The sequence below is a fragment of the Phreatobacter sp. genome, from assembly GCF_027532945.1.
GTDB lineage: Bacteria > Pseudomonadota > Alphaproteobacteria > Rhizobiales > Phreatobacteraceae > Phreatobacter.
The window spans coordinates 1-25,141 of the sequence record NZ_JAPZTZ010000012.1 but is presented as its reverse complement, the minus strand read 5'-3'; the positions used below and the strand labels follow the sequence as shown (position 1 = coordinate 25,141).

26 protein-coding genes and 1 tRNA gene are annotated in these 25,141 nt (G+C 67.2%); 20 read left to right on the top strand and 7 right to left on the bottom strand.

The genetic code is table 11. The features are described 5' to 3' along the window. Positions 1-36: 36 nt before the first annotated feature. The gene (locus O9344_RS08905; protein WP_298475358.1) at positions 37-1,536 is read right to left on the bottom strand and encodes a DEAD/DEAH box helicase; all 1,500 of its coding nucleotides are present in this window, start codon (positions 1,534-1,536) and stop codon (positions 37-39) included. A gap of 261 nt (positions 1,537-1,797) precedes the next feature. Between O9344_RS08905 and O9344_RS08900 the strand changes: the two genes are divergently transcribed. Then, positions 1,798-2,523: an alpha/beta hydrolase gene (locus O9344_RS08900; protein ID WP_298475355.1), complete on the top strand. Its 726-nt coding sequence runs from the start codon at positions 1,798-1,800 to the stop codon at positions 2,521-2,523. Here the strand turns inward: O9344_RS08900 and O9344_RS08895 are convergent. After that, positions 2,520-2,984, bottom strand: a complete 465-nt coding sequence (locus O9344_RS08895) for a hypothetical protein (RefSeq protein ID WP_298475352.1) — start codon at positions 2,982-2,984, stop codon at positions 2,520-2,522. The genes O9344_RS08900 and O9344_RS08895 overlap by 4 nt on opposite strands. Beyond that, the gene (gene parE, locus O9344_RS08890) at positions 2,984-5,032 is read right to left on the bottom strand and encodes a DNA topoisomerase IV subunit B (RefSeq protein WP_298475350.1); all 2,049 of its coding nucleotides are present in this window, start codon (positions 5,030-5,032) and stop codon (positions 2,984-2,986) included. Before parE ends, O9344_RS08895 begins: the two co-directional genes overlap by 1 nt. 222 nt (positions 5,033-5,254) lie before the next feature. Between parE and O9344_RS08885 the strand changes: the two genes are divergently transcribed. The 5 genes from O9344_RS08885 (at position 5,255) to argC (ending at position 8,322) form a co-directional block, all read left to right on the top strand. After that, positions 5,255-5,743 (top strand): TspO/MBR family protein, encoded by a 489-nt coding sequence (locus O9344_RS08885; RefSeq protein WP_298475347.1) that lies wholly within the window; start codon positions 5,255-5,257, stop codon positions 5,741-5,743. 14 nt (positions 5,744-5,757) lie between these two features. Then, a complete protein-coding gene (locus O9344_RS08880) occupies positions 5,758-5,949 on the top strand; it encodes a twin transmembrane helix small protein (protein WP_298475343.1) in 192 nt (63 codons plus the stop codon). Between the two features lie 21 nt (positions 5,950-5,970). Further along, positions 5,971-6,549 carry a cob(I)yrinic acid a,c-diamide adenosyltransferase gene (locus O9344_RS08875; protein WP_298475340.1) on the top strand — a complete coding sequence of 193 codons (579 nt, stop codon included), beginning with the start codon at positions 5,971-5,973 and terminating at the stop codon, positions 6,547-6,549. 7 nt (positions 6,550-6,556) lie between these two features. Further along, positions 6,557-7,081 (top strand): GNAT family N-acetyltransferase, encoded by a 525-nt coding sequence (locus O9344_RS08870; protein WP_298475336.1) that lies wholly within the window; start codon positions 6,557-6,559, stop codon positions 7,079-7,081. A 191-nt stretch (positions 7,082-7,272) separates the two neighbouring features. Beyond that, complete coding sequence (gene argC / locus O9344_RS08865) at positions 7,273-8,322, top strand: N-acetyl-gamma-glutamyl-phosphate reductase (RefSeq protein WP_298475333.1); 1,050 nt, start codon at positions 7,273-7,275, stop codon at positions 8,320-8,322. Between the two features lie 36 nt (positions 8,323-8,358). Here argC and O9344_RS08860 read toward each other — a convergent pair whose 3' ends face one another. Beyond that, the gene (locus tag O9344_RS08860) at positions 8,359-8,793 is read right to left on the bottom strand and encodes a thioesterase family protein (RefSeq protein ID WP_298475330.1); all 435 of its coding nucleotides are present in this window, start codon (positions 8,791-8,793) and stop codon (positions 8,359-8,361) included. 2 nt (positions 8,794-8,795) lie between these two features. After that, entirely contained in the window at positions 8,796-10,676 is a 1,881-nt protein-coding gene (gene phaC, locus O9344_RS08855; RefSeq protein ID WP_298475327.1) for a class I poly(R)-hydroxyalkanoic acid synthase, read from the bottom strand. Positions 10,677-10,791: 115 nt separating this feature from the next. On the opposite strand from phaC, the gene O9344_RS08850 reads away from it, so the two are divergent. From O9344_RS08850 to dapB, 4 genes are all read left to right on the top strand, one after another. Next, positions 10,792-11,307 carry a hypothetical protein gene (locus tag O9344_RS08850; protein WP_298475324.1) on the top strand — a complete coding sequence of 172 codons (516 nt, stop codon included), beginning with the start codon at positions 10,792-10,794 and terminating at the stop codon, positions 11,305-11,307. A gap of 91 nt (positions 11,308-11,398) precedes the next feature. After that, positions 11,399-11,884, top strand: a complete 486-nt coding sequence (locus O9344_RS08845; RefSeq protein WP_298475321.1) for a hypothetical protein — start codon at positions 11,399-11,401, stop codon at positions 11,882-11,884. A gap of 104 nt (positions 11,885-11,988) precedes the next feature. Further along, positions 11,989-13,218: an LL-diaminopimelate aminotransferase gene (locus tag O9344_RS08840; RefSeq protein WP_298475318.1), complete on the top strand. Its 1,230-nt coding sequence runs from the start codon at positions 11,989-11,991 to the stop codon at positions 13,216-13,218. 39 nt (positions 13,219-13,257) lie between these two features. Then, positions 13,258-14,064: a 4-hydroxy-tetrahydrodipicolinate reductase gene (dapB, locus tag O9344_RS08835; protein WP_298475315.1), complete on the top strand. Its 807-nt coding sequence runs from the start codon at positions 13,258-13,260 to the stop codon at positions 14,062-14,064. Between the two features lie 27 nt (positions 14,065-14,091). Here the strand turns inward: dapB and O9344_RS08830 are convergent, their stop codons facing one another. Beyond that, entirely contained in the window at positions 14,092-14,994 is a 903-nt protein-coding gene (locus O9344_RS08830) for an MBL fold metallo-hydrolase (RefSeq protein ID WP_298475312.1), read from the bottom strand. A gap of 81 nt (positions 14,995-15,075) precedes the next feature. Between O9344_RS08830 and O9344_RS08825 the strand changes: the two genes are divergently transcribed. The 6 genes from O9344_RS08825 (at position 15,076) to recJ (ending at position 21,060) form a co-directional block, all read left to right on the top strand. Next, positions 15,076-15,399, top strand: a complete 324-nt coding sequence (locus tag O9344_RS08825; protein ID WP_298475308.1) for a metalloregulator ArsR/SmtB family transcription factor — start codon at positions 15,076-15,078, stop codon at positions 15,397-15,399. Positions 15,400-15,422: 23 nt separating this feature from the next. Beyond that, positions 15,423-15,956, top strand: coding sequence for a rhodanese family protein (locus tag O9344_RS08820; RefSeq protein WP_298475305.1), 534 nt, complete (start codon positions 15,423-15,425; stop codon positions 15,954-15,956). Between the two features lie 28 nt (positions 15,957-15,984). After that, positions 15,985-16,773 carry a sulfite exporter TauE/SafE family protein gene (locus O9344_RS08815; protein WP_298475302.1) on the top strand — a complete coding sequence of 263 codons (789 nt, stop codon included), beginning with the start codon at positions 15,985-15,987 and terminating at the stop codon, positions 16,771-16,773. A gap of 116 nt (positions 16,774-16,889) precedes the next feature. Beyond that, entirely contained in the window at positions 16,890-18,206 is a 1,317-nt protein-coding gene (locus tag O9344_RS08810; protein WP_298475300.1) for a homoserine dehydrogenase, read from the top strand. Between the two features lie 48 nt (positions 18,207-18,254). After that, the gene (gene glpX / locus O9344_RS08805) at positions 18,255-19,256 is read left to right on the top strand and encodes a class II fructose-bisphosphatase (RefSeq protein WP_298475296.1); all 1,002 of its coding nucleotides are present in this window, start codon (positions 18,255-18,257) and stop codon (positions 19,254-19,256) included. 4 nt (positions 19,257-19,260) lie between these two features. Next, the gene (gene recJ / locus O9344_RS08800; RefSeq protein WP_298475294.1) at positions 19,261-21,060 is read left to right on the top strand and encodes a single-stranded-DNA-specific exonuclease RecJ; all 1,800 of its coding nucleotides are present in this window, start codon (positions 19,261-19,263) and stop codon (positions 21,058-21,060) included. Positions 21,061-21,062: 2 nt separating this feature from the next. Here the strand turns inward: recJ and O9344_RS08795 are convergent, their stop codons facing one another. Next, positions 21,063-21,614, bottom strand: coding sequence for a hypothetical protein (locus O9344_RS08795; RefSeq protein WP_298475291.1), 552 nt, complete (start codon positions 21,612-21,614; stop codon positions 21,063-21,065). A gap of 67 nt (positions 21,615-21,681) precedes the next feature. Here O9344_RS08795 and lysM point away from each other — a divergent pair, with 67 nt between their 5' ends. The 4 genes from lysM (at position 21,682) to O9344_RS08775 (ending at position 25,075) form a co-directional block, all read left to right on the top strand. After that, entirely contained in the window at positions 21,682-22,116 is a 435-nt protein-coding gene (lysM, locus tag O9344_RS08790; protein ID WP_298475288.1) for a peptidoglycan-binding protein LysM, read from the top strand. 65 nt (positions 22,117-22,181) lie between these two features. After that, on the top strand, positions 22,182-23,168 hold the full coding sequence (locus tag O9344_RS08785) for a tripartite tricarboxylate transporter substrate binding protein (RefSeq protein ID WP_298475285.1): 987 nt from the start codon (positions 22,182-22,184) through the stop codon (positions 23,166-23,168). A 67-nt stretch (positions 23,169-23,235) separates the two neighbouring features. Beyond that, positions 23,236-23,311: transfer RNA gene (locus tag O9344_RS08780), tRNA-Glu, on the top strand. Between the two features lie 120 nt (positions 23,312-23,431). Further along, the gene (locus tag O9344_RS08775) at positions 23,432-25,075 is read left to right on the top strand and encodes a hypothetical protein (protein ID WP_298475282.1); all 1,644 of its coding nucleotides are present in this window, start codon (positions 23,432-23,434) and stop codon (positions 25,073-25,075) included. Positions 25,076-25,141: the final 66 nt, after the last annotated feature.

Genomic DNA, 25,141 nt, shown 5'->3' with positions numbered 1-25,141 from the left:
GCTTTATGCCGCGTAAAAATCCGACATGACGTAACGTCATTTCGCGCGATAGGTGACAGGTCGCAGCAGGAACTGCGGGAGGTGGGACATGTCCGCCTCCTCGTGGACCGGAGGCCGGCCTGCCGGGCGCTCTGCGCCGCGTGCGCGCGGGGCCTCGGGCGGACGGGCAGGGCGCTCGGCGCGGGGAACGGGATCACGCGATTCGCGAGGCTCGCGGACCTCGCGCGGTTCCCGGGCTTCACGGGGCTCGCGCGCTTCGCGCGGCTCGGAACGATCGCCACGGCCCTTTCGGCCGCCGCGCTCCTCACGGCCCCGGTCCTCACGGCCTTCGCGTCCACCGCGGCCAGAGCGTTCGCCGCGGCCACCGCCGGCGCGTCGTTCCCGGCGGGCCTCGCTGGTCTCCTCCTCGGTGACCGGGTCGGAGCCCCACTCGATCGGCTGGCCGATCAGCTTCTCGATGGCGCTGACGAGCTTGCCGTCCTCGGGAGTCACGATGGTGATGGCGGTACCGAGGCGTCCGGCGCGGCCGGTGCGGCCGATGCGATGGACATAGTCTTCCGCATGATGCGGGGTGTCGTAGTTGAAGACGTGGCTGACATCCGGGATGTCGAGGCCGCGGGCGGCGACGTCGGAGGCGACGAGTAGCTGGATGCGGCCGTCGCGGAAGGCGGCGAGAGCGGCGGTGCGCGCGCTCTGGTCCATGTCGCCATGCAGGGCGGCGACAGAGAACTCGTGCTTCTGGAGCGACTTGTACAGCGTCGCCACTTCGCTCTTGCGATTGCAGAAGATGATGGCGTTCTTCAGGTTCTCCGCGCCACGGACGAGGCCGCGGAGGGTCTCGCGCTTCTCGAAGTCCTTCTTGCCCGAGCGCACCAGGCGCTGGGTGATGGTGGTCGCCGTCGAATTCTGGCGGGCGACCTCTACCTTCACAGGGTTGTGGAGGAATTGCTCGGTGATCCGCTGGATCTCCGGCGGCATGGTCGCCGTGAAGAAGAGCGTCTGGCGGGTGAAGGGCACCATCTTGCAGATGCGCTCGATGTCCGGGATGAAGCCCATGTCGAGCATCCGGTCGGCCTCGTCGATGACGAGGAGTTCGACGCCGGTGAGCAGCAGGCGGCCACGCTCGAAATGGTCGAGCAGGCGGCCCGGCGTGGCGATGAGCACATCGACGCCGCGGGTCAGCTTGGCATCCTGGTCACCGAAGGAGACGCCGCCGATGAGCAGGGCGACGCTCAGCTTGTGGTTGACGCCGTACTTGACGAAGTTGTCCTCGACCTGGGCGGCCAGTTCGCGCGTCGGCTCGAGGATGAGCGTGCGCGGCATGCGGGCGCGGGCGCGGCCTTCCTCCAGCATGGTCAGCATCGGCAGGGTGAAGGCGGCGGTCTTGCCGGTGCCGGTCTGGGCGATGCCGAGGACGTCGCGGCGCGCCAGGACGTGGGGGATGGCCTGGGCCTGGATGGGAGTTGGCTCGGTATAGCCGGAAGCCGCCACGGCGGCTTGCACCTTGGCGCTCAGGCCGAGTTCGGAAAAGGGCATGGAACGGGAGTGTCCTTGTTGGCTGGTGGGGTCTTGCGACTTGTCTCGAGGCGTTCGGCGCGAAGCGTCTTCGCGCATGACGGCCCCTAGAACCCACGAGGCCGAACGGACGAATGATCGAAGCGGGCGGCGGATTCCGGCCCGGGTCGATGCGCTGCAACATAGTCCCGATTGGCCGATTGTCAACGAAAGGGCCTTGTGTCAAACGCATGACGCGCATGGGATTGGCGGGATTCGGTGCGCATGGTGAAGGACACGACCATGCCGATCCCTGCCTCGCCGAACGTGCCCCCCGGCCTGCCGCTTGTCTTCGTTCCGGGCCTCAACTGCACCGCCGATCTCTTCGCGCCTCAAGTCGCCGCTTTCGGCCATTCTCACCCGATCACCATTGCCGATCACGCCAGCGACGACACGGTTTCCGCCATGGCCCGCCGGCTCCTGGCGGCTGCTCCGCCGCGCTTTGCCCTGGCGGGCCTTGCCCTCGGCAGCTACGTGGCGCTGGAAGTGATGCGCCTCGCGCCGCAGCGCGTCGACCGGCTGGCTCTGGTCGGTGCTCGCGCCAGCGCCGATCTGCCGGAGGAACGGGAGATCGTCGAGACGATGATCAAGATGGCGCAGATCGGGCGCTTCGATGATCTCCACCAGGCCTCGTGGTCGCGTCTCGTCCACATGGGGCGCCTTGGCGATGTGGCTCTTGAAGGGCTCGTCAGGTCCATGGCCGAAAAAACCGGGCCTGCGCGCTACATTCGCCAGCAACGCGCGTCCACGGCGCGGCCCGGATATGAACCACTGCTCTCCGGCATTCGCTGCCGGACCGTCGTCATCTGCGGCGACGACGATGCATTGTCGCCTCGCTTCATGTCGGAAGATCTGGCGGACGGGATCCGGGGGGCAGAACTGGTCTTCGTGCCGGAATGCGGCCATCTCTCGACCATCGAGCGCCCCGAAGCGGTGAATGCCGCCCTCGGCAGCTGGCTGGCGGCCTAGCGCAGCGCGCCGAACGTCACGTCGCCCGGTGGTCCGATCGTGAGCAGGTAGCGCCGCGACTGGCCTGAGCCGATGATGCGGCCGTCGATCAGCACGCGCGAACCCGCGCCATCCGGCTCGACCCGGTAATCCTCGATGCCGACGCGCCAGTCGAAAACCTCGGGGATCTCCTCGGTGGCGACGGTGCCGGTCCGGCCCGTCGCGGGGTCGATCACCGCGAGCCATTGCACGTAGAGACGCTGAGCGCCGTCGGGGGAGGGGGTGCGCAAAAGGACGATGCGCGTGCTGCCCTGCCGCTCGCCCGAGACCCATGCGCCGGTGGCGCGGACGAAGAGCACGTCGGGCGAGAGCGACGACAGGGCGCGGCCGGCATCCGACTGGGCGAGGGCGGGGGCGGCCAGCGCCGCCAGCAGCAGCGAGACGCTCGCGAACCGCCGGGTGACCGGCGCGAGGCGGCGCATCAGATGTCCAGCTCCTCGGCGAATTCCGCCCGCTCCTGGATGAAGGCGAAGCGCGGCTCGGCCTTTACGCCCATGAGCCGCTCGACGCTGTCGGAGGTCTCCGGGCGCTCCTCGGGCACGACCTGCACCCGGAGGAGGGTGCGGACCTTCTTGTCCATCGTCGTTTCCTTGAGCTGCTGCGGCATCATCTCGCCGAGGCCCTTGAAGCGGCCGATCTCGACCTTCTGGTTGCCCTTGAAGGCGGTGCGCAGGAGCTCGTCCTTGTGGGCGTCGTCGCGGGCATAGAGCGTCTTGCCGCCCTGGGTCAGGCGGTAGAGCGGCGGCACGGCGAGGTAGAGGTGGCCGTTGTCGATGAGCCGCGGCATCTGCCGGTAGAAGAAGGTGATGAGCAGGCTGGCGATATGGGCGCCGTCGACATCGGCATCGGTCATGACGATCACCCGCTCGTAGCGCAGGTCGTCATCGCGGTAGTGGGAGCCGGTGCCACAGCCGAGCGCCTGGATCAGGTCGGAGAGCTGCTGGTTCTGGGCAAGCTTGTCGCGTCCGGCCGAGGCGACGTTGAGGATCTTGCCACGCAGCGGCAGGATTGCCTGGGTCTGGCGGTCGCGGGCCTGCTTGGCCGAGCCGCCGGCCGAGTCGCCCTCGACGATGAAGAGTTCGGAGCCCGCGGCCGAGGTGTTGGAGCAGTCGGAGAGCTTGCCGGGCAGGCGGAGCTTGCGAACGGCGGTCTTGCGGCTGACGTCCTTCTCGGCGCGGCGGCGCAGGCGCTCCTCAGCGCGCTCCACCACCCATTCGAGCAGCCGGTTGGCCTGGTTCGGATTGCCGGCGAGCCAGTGGTCGAAGGGATCGCGGATGGCGTTCTCGACGATGCGCGAGGCTTCCGAGGTGGCCAGCTTGTCCTTGGTCTGGCCCTGGAATTCCGGCTCGCGGATGAAGACCGAGAGCATGACGCAGCAGCCGGCCAGCACGTCGTCGGCGGTGACCTGCGCGGCGCGCTTGTTGCCGGTGCGCTCGGCATGGTCCTTCAGGCCGCGCAGCAGGGCAAAGCGCAGGCCCTGCTCGTGGGTGCCGCCCTCGGGGGTCGGGATGGTGTTGCAGTAGGAGGAGACGAAACCGTCCTGGTCGCCGACCCAGCCGATGGCCCATTCGACCGAGCCGTGGCCCTGCTTGTCGAGTTTGCCGCCGAAAATGTCGGGATGGACGCGGGTCGCGCCCTCCAGCGTCGCGCCAAGATAGTCCTTGAGGCCGCCGGGAAAGCGCAGCACGGCCTTTTCCGGCGTATCGGTGCCCTTCACAAGCTCCGGGTCGCAGGTCCAGCGGATCTCCACGCCGCCGAAGAGATAGGCCTTGGAGCGCGCCATCTTGAACAGCCGCGCCGGCTTGAAGACATGCGTCTCCTTGAAGATCTCCGGATCGGGCGAGAAGCGCACCTTGGTGCCGCGGCGGTTGTTGATCCGGCCGAGCTCCTCGAGGCCCGTCTGCGGAATGCCGCGCGAGAAGCGCTGGCGATAGAGCATCTGGCCGCGCGCGACCTCGACCTCCAGCGAGACGGAGAGCGCGTTGACGACCGAGACGCCGACGCCGTGCAGGCCGCCCGATGTCTCGTAGACCTTGGAATCGAACTTGCCGCCCGCATGGAGCGTGCACATGATCACTTCGAGCGCCGACTTGCCGGGGAATTTCGGGTGCGGATCGACGGGAATGCCGCGACCGTTGTCGGTGACGGCGAGAGAGCCGTCGGCGAAGAGCTCGACCTCGATCCAGGTGGCGTGGCCGGCCACGGCCTCGTCCATGGAATTGTCGATGACCTCGGCGAAGAGGTGATGCAGCGCCTTCTCGTCGGTGCCGCCGATATACATGCCGGGGCGGCGGCGCACCGGCTCGAGGCCCTCGAGGACCTCGATGTCGGAGGCGGAATAGCCCTGCTCGCCGGGCGTGCCGGCGGCCTTCTGGCGCGCGGGTTCGGGCCGGGCGCGCGGAGCGGCCGCCTTGGGAGGCGTCTCCGCGGGGGCCTTCGGTCCTCCGAACAGGTCGCTGGAATTGTCCATCGTGGTGGAATCTCCCGGGCCGCAGGGCAGCCGCGAATCATTTTCGCCATCATGGCACAGGGCGCGGTGCGGGCGAACGGAACGGAAACGCCGCCGCACATTGCCCGATGCCGCAAGGGCATTCGGATGCCGCCACGCAGGGGAGACCTGCGCCCGGCGGAACGGCATTGATCTCCTCGCGTTCCTCGTCCGTAAAGGCAAGCCATGACAGGAACAAGCAGCGTGAGCATTTCCAGATCGGTCGGCGGCACCGTGGCTGTCTACGGGGCGTTCCTCGTGCTGTGCTTCGCCGTCGCGGCGACGGGCGGCATCGCCAATTCCTACGGTCTGACGGGCTGGTACCCGACGTTGGTGAAGCCCTCGTTCAATCCGCCCAACTGGCTCTTCGGCCCGGTCTGGACGGTGCTCTACATCATGATTGCCGTGTCCGGTGCGCGCCTCGTCCTGTCGCCGGCCGAAGACAAGGAGCCGGCCCTGGCGCTCTATGGCGCGCAGCTCGCCATCAACGCGGCATGGTCCTGGGTGTTCTTCTATGGTCAGGCGCTGGGAGCGGCGGCCATCGTCATCGTCGCCATGTGGCTCGCCATTCTCGGCACCATCATCTTCGCCTGGGGCAAGGATCGCGTGGCGTCGCTGCTGCTGATCCCCTATCTTGCCTGGGTGAGCTTCGCGACGGCGCTGAACATCGCCATCTGGCGCCTCAACAGCTGACGGAAAGGGCTGCCATGCCGATCAACCTGCTCGTACCTGTCGCCGTTGGAGCCGTGGCCATCGTCCTCGTCATGGGCCTCATCAACATGATGCGTGGCGGCAGCCCCAACACCTCGCAGAAGCTGATGCGCTGGCGCGTCGGGCTGCAATTCGTCGCCATTGTGGCGATCGTGATCACGATCTATGTTAAGGCGAACGGCGGCTGACCGCCGCCGGAACAGCGATCCATGGTCAAGCTCAACAAGATCTACACCAAGACCGGTGACGACGGCACGACCGGCCTCGCTGCAGGCCCGCGGCGGCTGAAGTCCGACCTGCGCGTCGAGGCCTATGGCTGCATCGACGAGGCCAATTCCGCCATCGGCATCGCCCGCCTGCACACGGCCGGCGACGCGGTGGTCGACGCCATGCTGATGCGCATCCAGAACGACATGTTCGATCTTGGCGCCGACCTCGCGACCCCCGACCTCGGCGAGGATCTCGGATACGAGCCGCTGCGCATCGTCCCGGCGCAGGTGAAGCGCATCGAGGCCGAGATCGACCAGCTCAATGCCGAGCTCGATCCGCTAAAGAGCTTCATCCTGCCCGGCGGCAGCCCGGCCTCCGCCTATCTCCACCTCGCGCGCACCATGTCCCGCCGCGCCGAGCGCATCATGGTCGACCTCGTCCGCCGTCCCGGCGAGGAGGTCTCTCGGCCGGCGCTGGAATATGTGAACCGCCTGTCGGACTTCCTGTTCGTTGCCGCGCGCTATCTCAACGACAAGGGCAAGGCGGACGTCCTCTGGGTGCCGGGCAAGAACCGGTAGGACCGTGGTGGTTCCGGTTCTGGCGACCGAGAGGCTTCTCCTGCGTCCACGCGACCATCGCGACATTGACGCCTTCGTCTCCATGGACAGCGACATAGATGTCCGACGGTACCTGCCGCCAGCTTTCCGCGACCATTTCGAGGCAGAGGCGTACCGTGCTCTGCTCCCTCAGCGGATGGCGATGGATTTCGGTCCAGGCCTCGGTCACTGGTCGATGGTCCTCGCCCAGGACCCTGACTTTTTCATCGGCACCGCACTGCTGATCCCGGTTGCAGGGGAAGGACCCGACATCGAGATCGGCTGGCGCCTGCGACGGACCTGCTGGGGGCAAGGCTACGCCACGGAGGCCGCGAAGAAAATCCTGGCCCATGCTGCTGGCGTGGTCCCTCCGGGTGATCTCGTCGCCCTGATCCATCCGGACAATGCCGCTTCCATTGGCGTTGCAGCCAAGATCGGCTTCGCGCGGGCAGGGGTCCGAGAGGCCTATGGAACGACGTTCGACCTCTATCGCCCCGGGCGCCAAGCGTCTTGACAGCGTCATGCGCCGATAGCATTTAGCGGCGCATGTTCAGCACCGCGATCAGCCGCCGACGCCGTATCCTCATCCCCCGATGAGCGCGTGCGGCCGTGTGCCTTGCTGATCGATCCGATCGCCGCGCTCCCAGCGCGGCTTTTTTGTATCCGACATCCTGATCTGACTTCTCGCACCCTGCGGAGACTGCCATGGCGACCAAGGCCAAAATCGCGATCCTCGGCGCGTCCGGTTATACCGGCGCCGATGCCGTCCGCCTCGCCGCGCGCCATCCGCATGTCGAGATCACCGCCCTGACTGCCAACACCCATGCCGGCAAGGCCATGGCGGATGTCTTCCCGCATTTCTTCATGCTGGATCTGCCGAAGCTCGTCACCTGGGAGAGCGTCGACTGGAGCGGCCTCGATGCGGTGTTCTGCGGGTTGCCGCACGGCACGACGCAGGAGATCACCGCGGCGGTGCTGAAGGCCAATCCCAAGATCAAGATCCTCGACATGTCCGCCGATTTCCGGCTGCGCGACGGGGCGACCTATGCCGAGTGGTACGGCCACGAGCATCAGGCGCCGGAGCTGCAGAAGGAGGCGGTCTATGGCCTCACCGAGCTCTATCGCGACGATATCACCAAGGCCCGGCTCGTGGCCTGCCCGGGCTGCTACCCGACCGCGACGCTGCTCGCGCTGGTGCCTGTGGCCAAGGCCGGCCTCATCCACGCCGATGACATCATCGTCGATGCCAAGTCCGGCGTGACCGGTGCCGGCCGCGGCCTCAAGCAGAACACGCTGTTCTCGGAGGCCGGGGAGGGGCTGTCGCCCTATTCCATCGGCAAGCATCGCCATGCGCCCGAGATCGAGCAGGAGATCGGCGTCGCTGTCGGGGGCAAGGTCACCATCAACTTCACGCCCCACCTCATCCCGATGGCGCGCGGCGAGCTCTGCACCTCCTATGTGAAGCTGAACGGCGCCACCGCCGATGACCTGCGCCAGGCGCTCGCCGATGCCTACAAGGACGAGCCCTTCGTCCATGTGGCGCCGAAGGGCGTGGTGCCGCAGACGCAGAACGTGCGTGGCTCGAACTATGTGCAGATCGGCGTCTTCCCCGACCGGATCCCCGGCCGGGCCATCATCATCTCGACGCTGGACAACCTGGTGAAGGGCTCCGCCGGACAGGCGCTGCAGAACATGAACCTCGTCCTCGGCTTCCCCGAGACGATGGGGCTCGAGCAGATCGCGCTGTTCCCGTAAGCGGACAGGGCCGGCGCTGCCGCCGGCCCGGTTTCATCAGGGCATCATCAGCCGGGCGAACTTGGCGCGCTGGACGTCATTCCAGGGCGTCGAGCGGCCGGTGGTCTTGTCGACCTGCGCGGTTGTCGAGGACCCCGAGACGTGGCGCACGCCGTCGACGAAGACCGCCTGGTCGAAGGTCAGCGAGGACGACCCGACCTTGCGGATGCCTGAGACGATCTGCACGGAGCCGGGATAGAGGATCTCCCGGTGGAACTCGATCTCGACATGGACGAGCGAGATGCCGCGCCCTTCGGCGGTCAGCCGGATGCCCTCGCGGTCGAAGAACTCGGTGCGGCCGATCTCCAGATAGGTGCCGATGACGGCGTTGTTGACGTGGTTGTTGGGGTCGAGGTCGCCGTAGCGGACGGGATGCACGGTGAGGAACGGATAGGCAGCGAGCGAAGGCCGCTCGTCGACGGGAATACGCACTGTCAGTCCTTCACTTTCACATAGCGCCCGGGCGCTTCCTCGATGGGGGGATGGGCATTGGAGCCGAGGCGGCGGGCGGGAACCTCGTTGCCGTCATGGCGCCTGATCCATTCGCGCCAGTGCGGCCACCAGGAGCCGGGATGTTCCTCGGCCTTCGCCACCCAGTCCTCGAAGGCCCCTTCAGGGCGCCCGCCGGTCCAGAACTGGTATTTCTTCTTCTCAGGCGGATTGACCACGCCGGCGATGTGGCCGGAGCCGGCCATCACATAATCCACCGGCCCACCAAAGCACTGGGAGCCGACGAAGACCGAGCGCGCCGGGGCGATGTGGTCCTCTCGGGCGGCGAGATTGTAGACCGGTACCTTCACCGTCTTCAGGTCAAGCGTCTCGCCGGCCACCACCATGCGGCCCTGGGAGAGGTCGTTCTGCAGGTAGCAGTGGCGCAGGTAGAAGGAGTGGTTCGCCGCCGGCATGCGCGGGGAATCGGCGTTCCAGAAGAGCAGGTCGAAGGGCATGGGCTGCTTGCCCTTCATGTAATTGTTGACGAAATAGCTCCAGATCAGGTCGTTCGAGCGCAGCATGTTGAAGGCGTTGGCCATCTGTTTGCCCTCAAGATAGCCCGTTTGCGCCATGCGCTTCTCGAGTGTCTGGATCTGCTCCTCGTCGACGAAGACCTTGAGGTCGCCGGCATAGGTGAAGTCGACCTGCGTGGTGAAGAAGGTGGCGGTCTCGACCATGTCGATGTCGCGCGCGGCCATGTAGGCGAGGGCGACGGCGAGCAGCGTGCCGCCGACGCAATAACCGATGGCATGGACCTTCGGCTCGCCGGTGATCTCGCCGGCCACCCGGAAGGCGGCCAGCGGGCCCTCCAGCATGTAGTCGTCGAAGCTCTTGTGGGCGTGGCGCTGGTCCGGGTTGACCCATGAGACCACGAAGACCGTGAGGCCCTGCGACACCGCCCAGCGGATGAAGCTTTTCTCCTGGGTCAGGTCGAGGATGTAGAACTTGTTGATCCAGGGCGGCACGATGACGAGCGGGATCTTGCCGACGCTCGGCGTCGTCGGCTCGTACTGGATGAGCTGGATCAGGTCGTTCTCGAAGACCACCTTGCCGGGGGTCATGGCGAGGTTCACGCCCAGGGCGAACTGGCTGTCGTCGGACTGGCGGATCTTCAGGTCGCCACCGCCGCGCTCGATGTCCTCGGCGAACATCTTCATGCCGCGTACGAGGTTCTCGGCATTGGACGAGATCGTCTCGCGCAGCAGTTCGGGGTTGGTGACGACGAAATTGGAGGGCGAGAGCGCATTGGCGATCTGCTTGGCGTAGAAGGCCGCCTTGTGCTTGAGGTGCGCGTCGAGCTCGGCCTCGGTGACGAACTTCTCGGCGAGCCCGGTGGTCACCAGGTAGAACTGCTTGAGGAAGTCGAAGAAGGGGTTCTTCTCCCACTGGGGGTCCCTGAAGCGCGGGTCGCGCGGGTCGGGTTTTGCCGCTGGCTCCACGGCCTCGCCAGCCATGGACTTCAGCGACTTCGACCACAGGTCCATGTAGCGCGTGGCGATCTCGGTCTGCGCCGTCATGGCGCGCGCTGGATCCTTCAGCCAGAACTCCGCGACATGGCCAAGCGTCTTGGCGATATCGGCGACGCCATCGGGCGAATCCGTCGGGTGTTCACCGGTCTCGCGGGGTTTGAGATAGGCGGCGACGGCTTTGCCGCCGAGCTCGACCATGCGGGCGATGTTGCCGGCGAGCCGCTCAACGTCGAGGGCCTGGAGCTTGAACGGATCCTCGGATGTGGTGTCGGACGCGGGGGGTGTCTTCCCATCGGCGGGCTTGGGTTCGGCAGATTTGGCCTCGGCGGGTTTTGGCGCGGCGATTTTGGCCACGGGCGGGCTCAGGGCCGCCGGCGGAGGCGCGAGGGGGGCCGGCTTGGGGGCAGCCGGCGACGCGCGGTCTTCGGCGAGCTGGATGGAGAGCGGCGCGCGGGCAGGGGCCTTGGGCTTGCTGGTCGGGGACGGATTGGCTGACGCCACGACCCGAAGGACCGGCGGCTTTCCGGCCGCCGGCTTGGGCGGCGCGGCTTTCGGCGTGACGTCCTTGGCCTTGGCTTTTGCCGCCGGCTTGCTCGCGACCTTGGCAGGGGGCCTCGCCGCCGACTTGGCAGGGGGCGCGGCAGGGGACTTGGCTGTTGATTTGGCCAGGGGTTTGGCCGTCGATTTGGCCGGAGACGTGGCAGTTGTCTTGGCTGCGGACTTGGCAGTCGGCTTGGCCGCCGATTTCGCAGGTGGCTTGGCCGTCGTCTTGGCTGCGGCCTGCACGGCACTCTTGGCGGGACCTTTGGCAGATGTCTTGTCGGCGGCTTTCGCAGTCTCAGCAGCCTTCGGCACCACTTTCGGTGTCTCCGACACGGCTTTTCCACTGCCCTTTCGCGCCTTGGCGCGGGCCTTCGCGGCGGCCGGCTTGTCCGAATCGCGTGTCGCCATGACCGTTTCTCCGACCCTCGCCGTTTCGCCTTGACGAAATCGGTCCACTTTTTGATGAGAGCATATTAGGAAGGCGAAGCGGAGGCCGCCAAGCGAAAGATGTGTGGCCCCACCCGGAGACGGACATGGCATTCACGGAACTGGCAGTGATGGATCAGGCCAAGCGGCCGACCCGTGACCTTCCGCGCGCCCGGCGCCGGTTGCCCGCCGCGCTGGCGCTGGCCGCCGCGGCCCTGGTTCTCGCCGGCTGCCAGCACGGCAGCGACGGCTATCCCTCGCCCTACGGACCCTCGCGGGCGACACCGTTGCCGCCGGTTGCCGGTGGCGGCCTGTGGTCGCCGGCGCCGATCCGCACCACCGGCTATGGCGCCGCGACCCTCATCAACCGCCTGCCGCCGCCCCCGACCGTCGCACCGCCGCCGCGCTCTTCGGAGACGCCGGAGCTGCTCACCCCCGCCCAGGCGGCCGAGCGGCGCCGCCAGCTCGAAGCGGCCCGCGGTGGCGCAGCCTCCGCCATGGAGGAGCGCATCCGCGGCCAGGGCCGCGTGCGCGGTCCCGGCGCCGGCGTCCGCCCGGCCATCGACCCTGCCGAGCGCGGCAGCGAAGACTAGGACGAAAGAGGGGAGGTGGCCCCGACGCCTCCCGTTCCCTTGCCGTATTGCAATTTGATACGAGGCTGATCCCTTGCGGCAGGCCCGCCGCACGAGCGACGACGATGACCCAGAGCCAGTTCCACCGCATCCGCCGGCTGCCGCCCTACGTGTTCGAGCAGGTGAACAAGGTGAAGGCCGCCGCCCGCGCCAAGGGCGTCGACATCATCGACCTCGGCATGGGCAATCCCGACCTCCCGGCGCCTGACCACGTCATCGAGAAGCTGAAGGAGACGATCGGCAAGCCGCGCACCGATCGCTATTCCGCCTCCAAGGGCATTCCCGGCCTGCGCCGCGCCCAGGCCGCCTATTACGAGCGCCGTTTCGGCGTGAAGCTCGATCCGGACACCCAGGTGATCGCCACGCTGGGCTCTAAGGAGGGCTTCGCCAACATGGCCCAGGCGATCACCGCGCCCGGCGATGTCGTGCTCTGCCCCAATCCGAGCTACCCGATCCACGCCTTCGGCTTCCTGATGGCCGGCGGCGTCATCCGCTCGGTGCCGGCGACGGCGGACGAGGAATACTTCCGGGCCATGGAGCGCGCCATGCAGCACTCCATTCCCAAGCCCATCGCCGTCGTCACCTGCTATCCCTCCAATCCGACCGCCCAGGTCGCCGATCTCGACTTCTATGCCGAGCTCGTCCGCTTCGCGAAGAAGCACGACCTCATCGTCCTCTCCGATCTCGCCTATGCCGAGGTCTATTTCGACGAGGCGAAGCCGCCGCCGTCCATCCTGCAGGTGCCGGGCGCCTTTGACGTGGCGGTGGAATTCACCTCCATGTCCAAGACTTTCTCCATGGCCGGTTGGCGCATGGGCTTTGCGGTCGGCAACGAGCGGCTCTGTGCGGCGCTCGCCCGCGTGAAGAGCTATCTCGACTACGGCGCCTACACGCCGGTCCAGGTTGCCGCGACCGCCGCGCTGAACGGTCCGGACGACTGCATCCGCGAGATGCGCGCCACCTATCGCAAGCGCCGCGATGCGCTGATCGAGAGCTTCCGCAACTCCGGCTGGGATATTCCGGCTCCGGAGGCCTCGATGTTCGCCTGGGTGCCGATCCCGGAGCCGTTCAAGGCGCTGGGTTCGCTCGAATTCGCCAAGTTGCTGGTCGAAAAGGCCGAGGTCGCTGTGGCGCCGGGCATCGGCTTCGGCGAGCACGGCGACGACTATGTCCGCATCGCCGTGGTCGAGAACGAGCAGCGCATCCGCCAGGCGGCGCGCAACGTGAAGCGCTTCTTCGACGGCGCCGCCACGACGCTGCACAATGTCATCCCGATCGCAGCCGCCAGCCGCTGACACTGCACCTCGCGGACATCGCAACACTTGGAGAGCGCCATGCTGCGCATTGTCGTCGCCGGCGCCTCTGGTTGGGTTGGCCGTGAACTCATCAAGGCGGTCGCGGCCGCCCCGGACCTTGAGCTCGTCGGGGCGGCGGCCCGCTCCGCCGCCGGGCGCGATGCGGGGGAGGTGGCCGGTGGGCCGGCCCTTGGCATCACCGTCTCCGCCTCGCTCGCCGAGGCGCTGGCCGTGCCGAGCGACGTCGTCGTCGACTACACCAAGCCGCATGTGGTGAAGGGCCATGCCCTGGAGGCCCTCGCGAGCGGTCGCCACGTTGTCGTCGGGACGTCCGGTCTTGGCGCGGACGACTATGCCGAGATCGACGCCGCTGCGAAGGCGGCCGGGCGCGGCGTCATCGCCGCCGGCAACTTCTCCATCACCGCATCGCTGCTGAAGCGCTTCGCCACCATGGCGGCGCGCCACGTGCCCGACGTCGAGATCATCGACTACGCCTCGGCCAAGAAGCCCGACACCCCCTCAGGGACTGGGCGCGAGCTCGGCGAGATTCTCTCGAAGGTGCGCCTCGCGCCGACCTCCAAGCCTGTCGATGAACTCGGCGGCATCCGCGAGACCCGCGGCGGTTCGGTCAATGCCGGTGGCATCGCCGTGCAGGTCCATTCGGTGCGGATGCCGTCCTTCGTCCTGTCGGCAGAGGCGATCTTCGGCCTGCCGGACGAGCGGCTCACCATCCGCCACGATGCCGGGTCGTCCGCCGCTCCCTATGTCGGCGGAACCCTGCTTGCCGCCCGCAAGGTCGGCGAGATCACCGGCCTTGTCCGCGGGATCGACCACCTGCTGGACTGACGGCGGGATCGCCGCCGCGTCCGCCCGTCATGCCGCCGTGGCCGCTTCCGCGTCCTTGGTCTTCGCCTTCACCGGGATCAGCAGATAGCGCACGCCATTGGCTTCCGCCTGCGGAAACCGGCCGGCGCGGATGTTGACCTGGATCGAGGGCAGCAGAAGGCGGGGTACGGCCAGCTTCGCGTCGCGCGCCTCGCGCATGGCAACGAAATCGGCCTCATCCGTTCCTTCCTTCACATGGACATTGGCGGCGCGCTGTTCGGCGACCGTCGTTTCCCAGGCGTAGTGGTCGCGTCCCGGCGCCTTGTAGTCGTGGCAGAGGAACAGGCGGGTCTCAGGCGGCAGGGTCAGCAGCTTCTGGATCGACCGATAGAGCGTCCGCGCGTCGCCGCCGGGGAAATCCGCGCGGGCCGTGCCGAAGTCCGGCATGAACAGGGTGTCGCCGACAAAGGCTGCATCCTCGATCCGGTAGACGATGTCAGCCGGCGTGTGCCCGGGCGTGTGAAGGATCGACCCCTGCAGCTCTCCGATGGCGAATGTGTCGCCATCCTTGAACAGATGGTCGAAATCACTCCCGTCCGTCCTGAGATCCGTGGCGTTGAAGACAGGCCGGAAGATGCGCTGGACGTCCTTGATGTGCTCGCCGATCCCGATCTTCGCGCCGGTCTTCGCCTTGACGAGAGGCGATCCGGAGAGGTGGTCGGCATGGGCGTGGGTCTCCAGCGTCCAGATGATCCGGTAGCCCTCGGCTTCAGCCTTGGCGAGGATCGCATCGACCGAGCGCGTGTCGACCTCGCCGGCGTTCTGATCATAGTCGAGAACCGGGTCGATCACCGCGGCCTCGCGGGTCGCGGGATCCGCCACCAGGTAGCTGACGGTGAAGGTGGCCTCGTCAAAGAAGGCGTGGATGAGGGGAGTGCGGTCGGCTGGCATGGCCTGCTCCGTTCAGAGGTTGAGTGTTGACAAATATATTCGCCTTCTCTAAATAAGCAATATCTAAATTAGAGATCGTCCATGAGCCAAACTCTCGATGCGGTTGATCCCGCTGCCTTCGAAGCCAACGCGCTGGAGGTCGCAGATGTTCTGCGCGCCCTCGCCAATGAGCGGCGTCTCCAGATCCTCTGCGTGCTGATGGAGCAGGACGAAACGACTGTCGGGACGCTCGTCAGCCGGATCGGCATCAGCCAGTCCGCGCTGTCCCAGCATCTCGCGAAGATGCGCGACGAAGGCATCCTCGCCTTTCGCCGCGAAAGCCAGACGCTCTGGTATCGCATCGCCGATCCGCGCATCCGCGAGCTCATGGCCGAACTTTACCGCCTCTATTGCCGCAAGGCCTGACCCAGACCCAAAGGACCATGCCCATGACCATCAAGCACATTGCCCCGGCCGAAGCCTTCGCCATGCTGTCCCACGGCGCGATCCCCGTCGATATCCGCGAAAAGGATGAATGGCGTCGCGAGCATATCCCGCTCGCCAGCCACCATGCGCTGTCCGCCATCGAGCGCCACCCGCCGAAGGCTGCCGGCGTGGTCATCTTCCACTGCCGGAGCGGCAACAGGACGACTGCCAATGCGCAGCGCCTCGCTGCCGCGGTGCCGGGCGCCAAGGTCCATGTGCTCGAAGGCGGCATCGAGGCCTGGCGCGACGCCGGCCTTCCGACCGTCAAGGATGCGCGTCAGCCGATCGAGATCATGCGGCAGGTGCAGATCGTGGCGGGCTCGCTCGTCGCGGTGGGCACGGCGCTCGGTGTCTTCGTTCATCCCGGCTTTCTGGCTGTTCCTGGTTTCGTCGGCGCGGGCCTCGCCTTCGCCGGCGTGACGGGGACCTGTGCCATGGCCCGCATTCTCTCGCTCGCTCCGTGGAACCGTGCAGCCCTGACCTCCGCGAACGCCTGAGCCTCTCACGCCCCAGGAAGGGTCCGACATGTTCACCGACATCCTCTCTGGCCTCTCGGGCGCGCTGGTCGGCGCGATCCTCGGTCTTGTGGGCGGGGGCGGATCGGTGCTGGCCGTGCCTCTCCTCGTCTATGGCGTCGGTGTCTCGTCGACCCATGTCGCCATCGGCACCAGCGCGCTCGCCGTCGCGGCGAGCGCTTTTGCCAATCTCATCGGCCACTGGCGCGCCGGCACGGTGAAATGGCGCTGCGGCCTCACCTTCGCCGCAGCCGGCGTCGTCGGCGCGTTCGCGGGCTCGATGGTGGCCAAAGCGATCGATGGCGCCCACCTTCTGGCGCTGTTTGGCGCGCTGATGATCGTGGTCGGCATCGCCATGTTCCTGAAGCGCAAGGCCGAGGGCGATCCGGAGGTGCGGCTGACCGGCGCCTCGGCGCGCTACCTTCTTCCCTGGCTGATTGCGGGCGGCCTCGGTGTCGGCTTGCTCAGCGGTTTCTTCGGGATCGGTGGAGGCTTCCTCATTGTGCCGGCCCTGATGGTGGCGACAGGCATGTCGCTGCCCTTTGCCATCGGCACCTCGCTCATCGCCGTGACCGCCTTTGGTGCCGCCACGGCGACGAGCTATGCGATCTCCGGTCTCATCGATTGGCGGATCGCGGCCATCTTCATCATCGGGGGTGTCCTCGGCGGTATCGGTGGCGGCGCGCTCGGGCGTTTGCTCGCCGGACGCAAGGGAGTCCTTGGAACTGTGCTGGCGGCCGTCATCGTGGCCGTCGGCCTCTATGTGGTCGCGCGCAGCATCGGCTGGCCCATCGGCTGATGAAACAGGGATCCTGACGCAGCCTCGCCGATAGCCGCCATTCCTTGCCTTGACCGGTCAAATCGGGCACAAGCCCGGCGCGGCGCTCTCGTCGCGGCATTGCGGATCGATCACCCATGCAGGACGTCTTGAAAGTCGGGATCGCCGGCCTCGGCACGGTCGGGGCCTCGGTGGTCCGGCTCATCGCCAAGCGCGACAACCGGCTGGCGGAGGCCGCCGGCCGCCCGATCCGCGTCACCGCCGTCACGGCCCGTTCCCGCAAGAAGGACCGCGGCATTGACCTGTCCGGCGTGCGCTGGGTCTCGGATGCCGTGACGCTCGCGGCCGATCCGGACATCGACGTCTTCGTCGAACTGATGGGCGGGGCCGAAGGTCCCGCCAAGGACGCCGTCGAGATGGCGCTGTCCAAGGGCAAGGCGGTGGTCACCGCCAACAAGGCGCTGCTCGCCGCCCATGGCCCGGCTCTGGCCAGAAAGGCCGAGGCCAAGGGCGTGGCGCTCAATTTCGAAGCGGCTGTCGCCGGTGGCATCCCGGTCATCAAGACGCTGCGCGAGAGCCTGCTCGGCAACACGATCGAGCGCGTCTACGGCATCCTCAACGGCACCTGCAACTACATCCTCACCCGCATGGCGGAGGAGGGGATCGCCTTCGAGGATTGCCTGAAGGACGCACAGAAGCTCGGCTATGCGGAGGCTGATCCGACCTTCGACGTCGACGGCTTCGACACCGCCCACAAGCTCTCGCTGCTCACCAGCCTCGCCTTCGGCACGCTCGTCGACACCAAGGGCATTTCCATCGAGGGCATCCGCTCGATCAAGCCGGTGGACCTGCGCATGGCCGAGGAACTCGGTTACCGGGTGAAGCTCCTCGGCGTTGCCCAGCGCACCGCCGATGGTGTCGAGCAGCGCGTCCACCCGACCTTCGTGCCGAAGGATGCGGCCATCGCCCAGGTGAACGGCGTGCTCAACGCCGTCGCGATCGACGCCGACGCCGTGGATCTCACCCTTGTCGGTCCCGGCGCCGGTGGCGACGCCACCGCCTCGGCGGTCATCGCCGACATTGTCGACGTCGCCCGCGGCCATCGCACCGCTCCGTTCATCCGCCCCGTCGCGGCCCTGACCAAGCCCAGCCGCGCGCCCATGACCCGCCATGAGGGCGGCTATTACATCCGCCTCGAGGTCGTGGATCGGCCCGGCACCGCCGCGCGGATCGCCTCGCGCATGGCGCAGAACAACATCTCGCTGGAATCGATCGTGCAGCGCCGGTCCGGACCGGTGCGCGGCGGCACCGATCCGGCAGCGGCGGCGCCCGCGCCCGTCGTCCTTATCACCTACGCGACGACCGAGGCAGCCGTTCGCCGGGCTCTGAAAGCCATGGATTCCGATGGTATCCTGATCGGCGCGCCGCAGGTCATCCGCATCGAGCGCGATTGAACATCGCGCTTCGTCGTCAATAGAAAAGATCTCTCACGGGGACGTCACATGGCCGAGCAAGGGCTTTCCATTCCGAAGAACCTCATCATCGAGCGTGTTCTCTCGATGGAGCTCGTCCGCGTCACCGAGCGCGCCGCGGTCGCCTCGGCGCGGCTGCGCGGCCGGGGCAACGAGAAGGCCGCCGACCAGGCCGCCGTCGATGCCATGCGCCGCGAGCTGAACAAGCTGCCCATCGACGGCACGGTGGTGATCGGCGAGGGCGAGCGCGACGAGGCGCCGATGCTCTATATCGGCGAGGAAGTCGGCACCAAGAAGGGCCCGAAGGTCGACATCGCCCTCGACCCGCTGGAGGGCACGACCCTTTGCGCCAAGGACATGCCCGGCTCGATCGCCGTCATCGCCATGGCCGAGCACGGCTCGCTGCTCAATGCTCCCGACGTCTATATGGACAAGATCGCCGTCGGCCCGGGCTATCCGAAGGGCGTCGTCGATCTCGACGCCTCGCCGGTGGACAACATCCACGCCATCGCCAGGGCCAAGGGCGTGAAGCCCAATGAGATCACCGCGCTGATCATGGACCGGCCGCGCCACGCCAAGCTGATCGAGGCCGTGCGCTCGACGGGGGCCGCCATCCGCCTCATCACCGATGGCGACGTTGCCGGCGTCATCCACACGGCGAGCGTGGCTGAGACCGGCATCGACATCTATCTCGGCATTGGCGGCGCCCCCGAGGGCGTGCTCGCCGCGGCGGCGCTGCGCTGCGTCGGCGGCCAGATGCAGGGCCGGCTGATCCTCGACACCGAGGCCAAGGTGGAGCGCGCCCGCAAGATGGGCGTGAAGGATCCCAACAAGAAGTACGCCATGGAGGAGATGGCCTCCGGCGACGTCATCGTCGCGGCCACCGGCGTCACCGACGGTGCGCTGCTGAAGGGCGTGTTCTTCGCCCCTGACATGATCACCACCGAGACCATCGTCTATCGCTCGACCACCGGCACCGTGCGCCGCATCTTTGGCGAACACCGGCAGCTCGAGAAATTCCACCTCGACTGACGCCATGGAGAGGCGCCGGCTGTTCCTCGGCATCGAACGGTCGGCCCTCGGCCGCGCCTGGCGCGACCGTCTCGACGACATGGCGCGGGCGCAGGCCCTCGCCATCACCCAGCAGCACGGCCTGCCCGACATCCTCTCGCGCATCCTTGCGGGCCGCGGCATCGCGCCCGAGACGGTCGACGCCTTTCTTGAGCCGACCATCCGCGACGCCATGCCTGACCCGTCCGTCCTCACCGACATGGACCGGGCGGTGGAGCGCCTCGCCAAGGCGGTCATCGATGGCGAGCAGGTGGCGATCTTCGGCGATTACGACGTCGATGGCGCAACCTCCTCCGCGGTGCTGACGCTGTTTCTGCGCGCCGCCGGCCTCGACCCCTTCGTCCACATTCCCGACCGCATCTTCGAGGGCTATGGCCCCAACACCGAAGCGCTGAAATCGCTCGCCGGGCGCGGTGCGACATTGCTCGTGACCCTCGACTGCGGCACCACGAGCCACCAGGTGCTTGGCGAGGCGGCAGGCCTTGGGCTCGACGTGGTCGTTTGCGACCACCACCAGGCCGACGAGCTGCTGCCGTCGGTGGAAGCGGTGGTGAACCCCAACCGTCTCGACGACCTCTCTGGTCTCGGTCATCTCTGCGCTGCCGGCGTCACCTTCATGCTGGTCGTGGCGCTCAACCGCCACCTGCGCGGCAAGGGATTCTGGACGACGGCGCGTCCCGCGCCCGACCTGATGGGCTATGTCGATCTGGTTGCTCTCGGGACCGTCGCCGACGTGGTGCCGCTCATCGGCCTCAATCGCGCCTTCGTGGCGCGCGGCCTCGTGGTGATGCGCAAGCGGGAGAATCCGGGCCTGCGCGCCCTCATGGATGTCGCCCGGCTCGATGGCCCGCCCGCGCCCTATCACCTCGGCTTCCTGCTCGGGCCGCGGATCAACGCCGGCGGGCGCATCGGCGATGCGGCGCTCGGCCTGCGCCTCCTCATCACCGAGGACACGATCGAGGCCGGCCGCATCGCCGCCGACCTCGACCGCCTCAACCGCGAGCGGCAGGTGGTGGAGATGGGCACCGTCGCCGAAGCCGAGGCCGAGGCCCTTGCCTCGCTCGGGCCGGAGGAGGAGGGCGCCGCCGTGATCCTCACGGCCGGCAATGGCTGGCATGCCGGCGTCGTCGGCCTTGTCGCCTCGCGGCTGAAGGAGCGCTTCAAGCGCCCGGCCTTCGCCGTCGCCTTCACCGGCGATACGGGAACAGGCTCGGGGCGTTCCATATCCGGCGTCGATCTTGGCGCCGCCGTGCGCAAGGCGGTGGCCGCCGGCATCCTCGCCAAGGGCGGTGGCCATGCCATGGCCGCCGGCATCACCGTGGAGCGCGGGCAGCTCGCCGAATTCCGGGCCTATCTCGAGGATACGCTGGGCAACGCGGTCGAGAAGGCGCGGCGCGACGAGGCGCTGCTGGTCGATGCAGCGACCACGGCCGGCGCCCTGACCCATGAACTCGTGGCGACCATCGACCGCGCCGGACCCTTCGGCAGCGGCAATCCCGAGCCGGTGCTGGCGCTGCCGGCCCATGTCATCGCCCATGTCGATGAGCTGACGGGTGCCCATATCCGGGCGCGGCTGCGCAGCGGCGACGGCCGGCAGGTGGAGGCCATCGCTTTCCGCGCGGCCGGCCAGCCGCTCGGCGCCATGCTCGCCGCCCATCGCGGCAAGCCTTTGCACCTTGCCGGGACGGCCTCGATCAACCGCTGGCAAGGCCAGGAACGGGTGCAGTTCCGCATTCTCGATGCGGCGGTGCCGCCGAACGCCTGAGGTCAGGTTCCCAAGAACAAGGGCGCGAAGCCGTGCCAGGTGGACCGGCGGCCGCTGCGCGGCGGCATCGCGCTTCGGCCTGAGGTCGGCTTCGCCGCCATCATGTCGCGCGCCATGATCTCACGCGCCTCCACCGCCAGCGCCGTTGCCCGCGCCGCGAGGCCGCCATCGACGGCGAGCGCGTCGCGCAGCGCGCCGAGAACGGATGCCGGTTCCATGGACGGGTCGATGCAGGTTCGCGCGTCCTCCATCAGGTCGCGGAACGAGGGTCGCCACGCCGGATCGCGCAGTCGCCACAGCACAAGGGCAACGAGCCCTTCGCTCTGCGCATGACCGTCCGATGCGGCAAAATCCGCAGACGCCAAACCCATGATGGCGAACCCATGACGCAACAGGAGACGAGGAATCGGTGGTACCGACGGAGGCCGTTGCAACGTGAGGATGCGTTGCCGGCAACGGTCATCAGGTGACGTTGGGGGAGTTGTCCACAGCCTGTCGTGCTGCGCTGCACGAGATTGGCGCAACTGACGCTGCGGCAGGTGACGACTGGTCATGTGCAAGTCACGGGTCTAGGCTGGAGTTTCCGGCGAGAACAGCGCCGCGTGGCAGGAGGAACAGACCATGGGATTCTTCGATTTCGTAAAGGGCGTCGGCAAGAAGCTGATGGGCGGCAGCGAGGCCCAGGCCGCGCCGGCTCCGGCGCTGACGCAAGAGGTGGCCAGCCACGGCTTCGACACCGCCAAGCTGCAGATCGATTCGAGCGGCAACACGGTCCAGCTCGCCGGTGAGGTGAAGTCGCAGGAGGAGGCCGAGCGCATCATCCTCGCCCTCGGCAATACGGTGGGCGTGCAGCAGGTCGACACCAGCAAGCTGATCGTCACCGCCGAGACACCGGCGGCCAAGATGTACACTGTGAAGAAGGGCGACACGCTCTGGAAGATCGCCGAGCAGCATTACGGCAAAGGCGCCGACTATCCGAAGATCGTCGCGGCCAACAATCCGCCGATCGTCAATCCGGACCTCATCCAGCCCGGCTGGGTCCTTCGCATTCCCTGAAGGCGCTCTATACTTCCCGAAGGGCAGGGGCCTCGACGCTCCTGCCGGCCGACCGGGAGAACGCCATGACATCCATCAGCCGCCGCGGCCTCCTGGCCGCGGGCACCGCCGCAGCTCTCGCGGCGCCCACCGCGCCGGGCCTCCTGCGCGCCCAGACCGCCACGGGCACCGTGCGCATCGTCGTGCCCTTCCCGCCGGGCGGCTCGGTCGACGCGCTGGCGCGCCTCGCCCAGCCGCTGCTGGAGCGTGGCCTCGGCCAGACCGTGATCATCGAGAACAGGCCTGGCGCGGGCGGCAGCGTCGGCGCCAACGCCGTCGCCAAGGCGGCGCCGGACGGCCTCACCTGGCTCTTCGTCTTCGACACGCACGCGGTGAACCCGTCGCTGCTTCCCTCCATGCCCTTCGATTCGCAGAAGGACCTGGATCCGGTCATGCTCATCGGTACCGCGCCGATGGTGGTCGCGACCCATCCGCAGCAGCCCTTCCGCAGCCTCGCCGACATCATCCAGGCCGGCAAGGAGCGGGCAGGGGGCGTGCCTTACGGCACGATCGGCAATGGCAGCCTCGGCCATCTCGCCATGACGCTGCTGGCCAAGCGCGCCGGCACCAACCTCGCCCACATCCCCTATCGGGGCGGCGGCCCCCTCATCAACGACGCCATCGGCGGCCACGTGCCGCTGTCCATCGGATCGGTGGCGCTGCTGGCGACTCACCTGCAAGCCGGCACCCTGAGGCCGCTGGTGCAGACCGGCGCCCAACGCGCCACGACGCTCAGCGCCCTGCCGACCGTTGCCGAGAGCGGCTTTCCCGGATTCGAAGCCGAGGCCTGGTGGGGCGTCTTCGCGCCGGCCGGCACGCCGGCCCCGACGGTCGAGCGATTCCGTGCAGCCCTCACCGCGGCTTTCCGCGAGCCGGTGATCGAAAAACAGCTGACGGAGACCCAGCAGGTGAAGCTGATGACCACCGGTCCTGCGGAGTTGAAAGCCTTCTTCGAGAGCCAGATGAGGATCTGGGGCGAGGTCGTTCGGGAGAACCAGATCAAGGCCAGCTGATTTATCGGCAGGGCGCTTGATGGCGGCGGGGAACGCCCCTATAAACCGCCCCGCCGCAGATCAGTTCGCTCCCTTCGTCTAGAGGCCTAGGACACCAGCCTTTCACGTTGGGTACACGGGTTCGAATCCCGTAGGGAGCGCCATCACTTTTCTAAGTCATTGATATTGCAGCGATCATCGACTGGCGCTAGCCTCTTGATCGGGCGCTGGGATGAATCCGGTAGGAAAACCGGTAGGAATCGGGCGCCAGGAGATGGCGCTGGATGGGTCGCAAAAGCCCCTTCAATCTTCCGTTCCTCGTTCGCCGGGCCGACACCGGCCGCTTCGTCTATTCGCGCCAGCTTAAGCCCGACATCGCTCCTTATGTCGCGGGCACCGTCACCACGCCCTGGGATCTTGGCCAGAGATCCATTGGAGGTGGTCGCGTCATCAAGATCGCGCTCGACACCAGCGATCTGTCCTTTGCCTCGAGCCGATGGGCGAGCGTCCACAGCCAAGTCGAGAGCTACGTGCTTGAAGCGGAGCGCGCTGCAAGGCCGCAGAAGAAGGCGAGTGTTGCTCTGACGAGAGTCCCCAGGCTGTCCGATGCCGAGATCGCTGTGATGGCGCAGCAAGAGGCCCGCGACATTCTCGCAACCCACGATCAGGAGATCATCACCGGTAGCCCCCAGGATCCTCTCTTGAAGGCCATAGCGGGGATCCTCAAAAGCGGCGGTGACGGACAGCCCGACATGGACGTGATGGCCGCTGTCGCACGCGAGATGGCCCTTCGGTTTGCGAAAGACGATCTCACGGGCAGACACCTGCGCGGGCTCGCTCGTGACCCCATAGTCCACGAAGTGATCGCGCCAGAAGGCGCCGGCTTCGAAGATTTAGGGGAGGGGCCCTCCGAGGATCAGATGCTGACAATCCGAGATGCTCCGCGCCGGCGGATCGGTCCTGTCCCAGGTCCCGTGACGCGTCGACTGGCAGCCAACGGGATGGAAATGCCGGAAGGCCATCCTGACCGGGACAGGCTGGCATTAGCTCTTGCCCGCGCGCGTGCAGACGCGACGCGCAAGGTGCTTGAACGTGACGCAGGCGCCGCCATCCAAACTCCTTCAGCACCAGCGCCTCTTCTGAACGTGCCTGCTACACGCGTCCCCAAGCTCACCGAGGCACTCGAAAACTGGCGCCTGAAACAGGACCCGAGCCCCAACACGACCCGCGAGTTCAGTACGTGGATCAGGCGGTTCACCTCGCTTTACGGTGACCTGCCGGTTGATCAGATCCAGAAGAGCCACATCGTCGAGTTCCGGAACCTTTGCCTGAGGCTTTCCAGCGTCATGCCGCGGGAGGTCCAACAGCAACCTCTCAAGGATATGGTGGCTTGGGCCGATCGTCAGAAGACATGTGAGCGTCTCAACCGCGGCACGGTGAATAAGGCGATCCGGGCGATCTCCGCCGTCCTCGCGGTTGCTGAGACTGAGGACGTCATCGCCTCTAACCCAGCGCGCAATGCCACGATGCGGCTGACCAGCGACCGGACCTACGCCGCCTACACGGATGAGGATTTGCGCAAGATCCTGGCGATGCCGATCTTTTCCAATCAGCAAGAGCTCCCGCCAAGCGCCGGGCAGTGGGCAGCACGCTTCATTCCCCTCATCGGCATGTTCACCGGCGCCAGACTTGAAGAGATCGCTCAGCTCCGCTCCGCGGATGTCGTGATCGACGAGGGGATACCGTATTTCAACATCACCAAGGGCCGGGGCAAGCTATCTCAGGAGGAACTGCTCAAGAGCAGAGGACCTCAGCGAAAGCTGAAGACGATCAGCTCTATGAGGGTCGTCCCGGTTGACGTTGCCCCCAGTTTCTATCCAGCCTTGAGTTCGTCCCGGCGGTTGGTTTGGCCCTGTCGGGCGGGTTGAGCGGCGTGGGCAGACGCGTAGCTATTCACGTTGCGTAGCGTCTGATCCCGCCGCGGGTGGAACGTC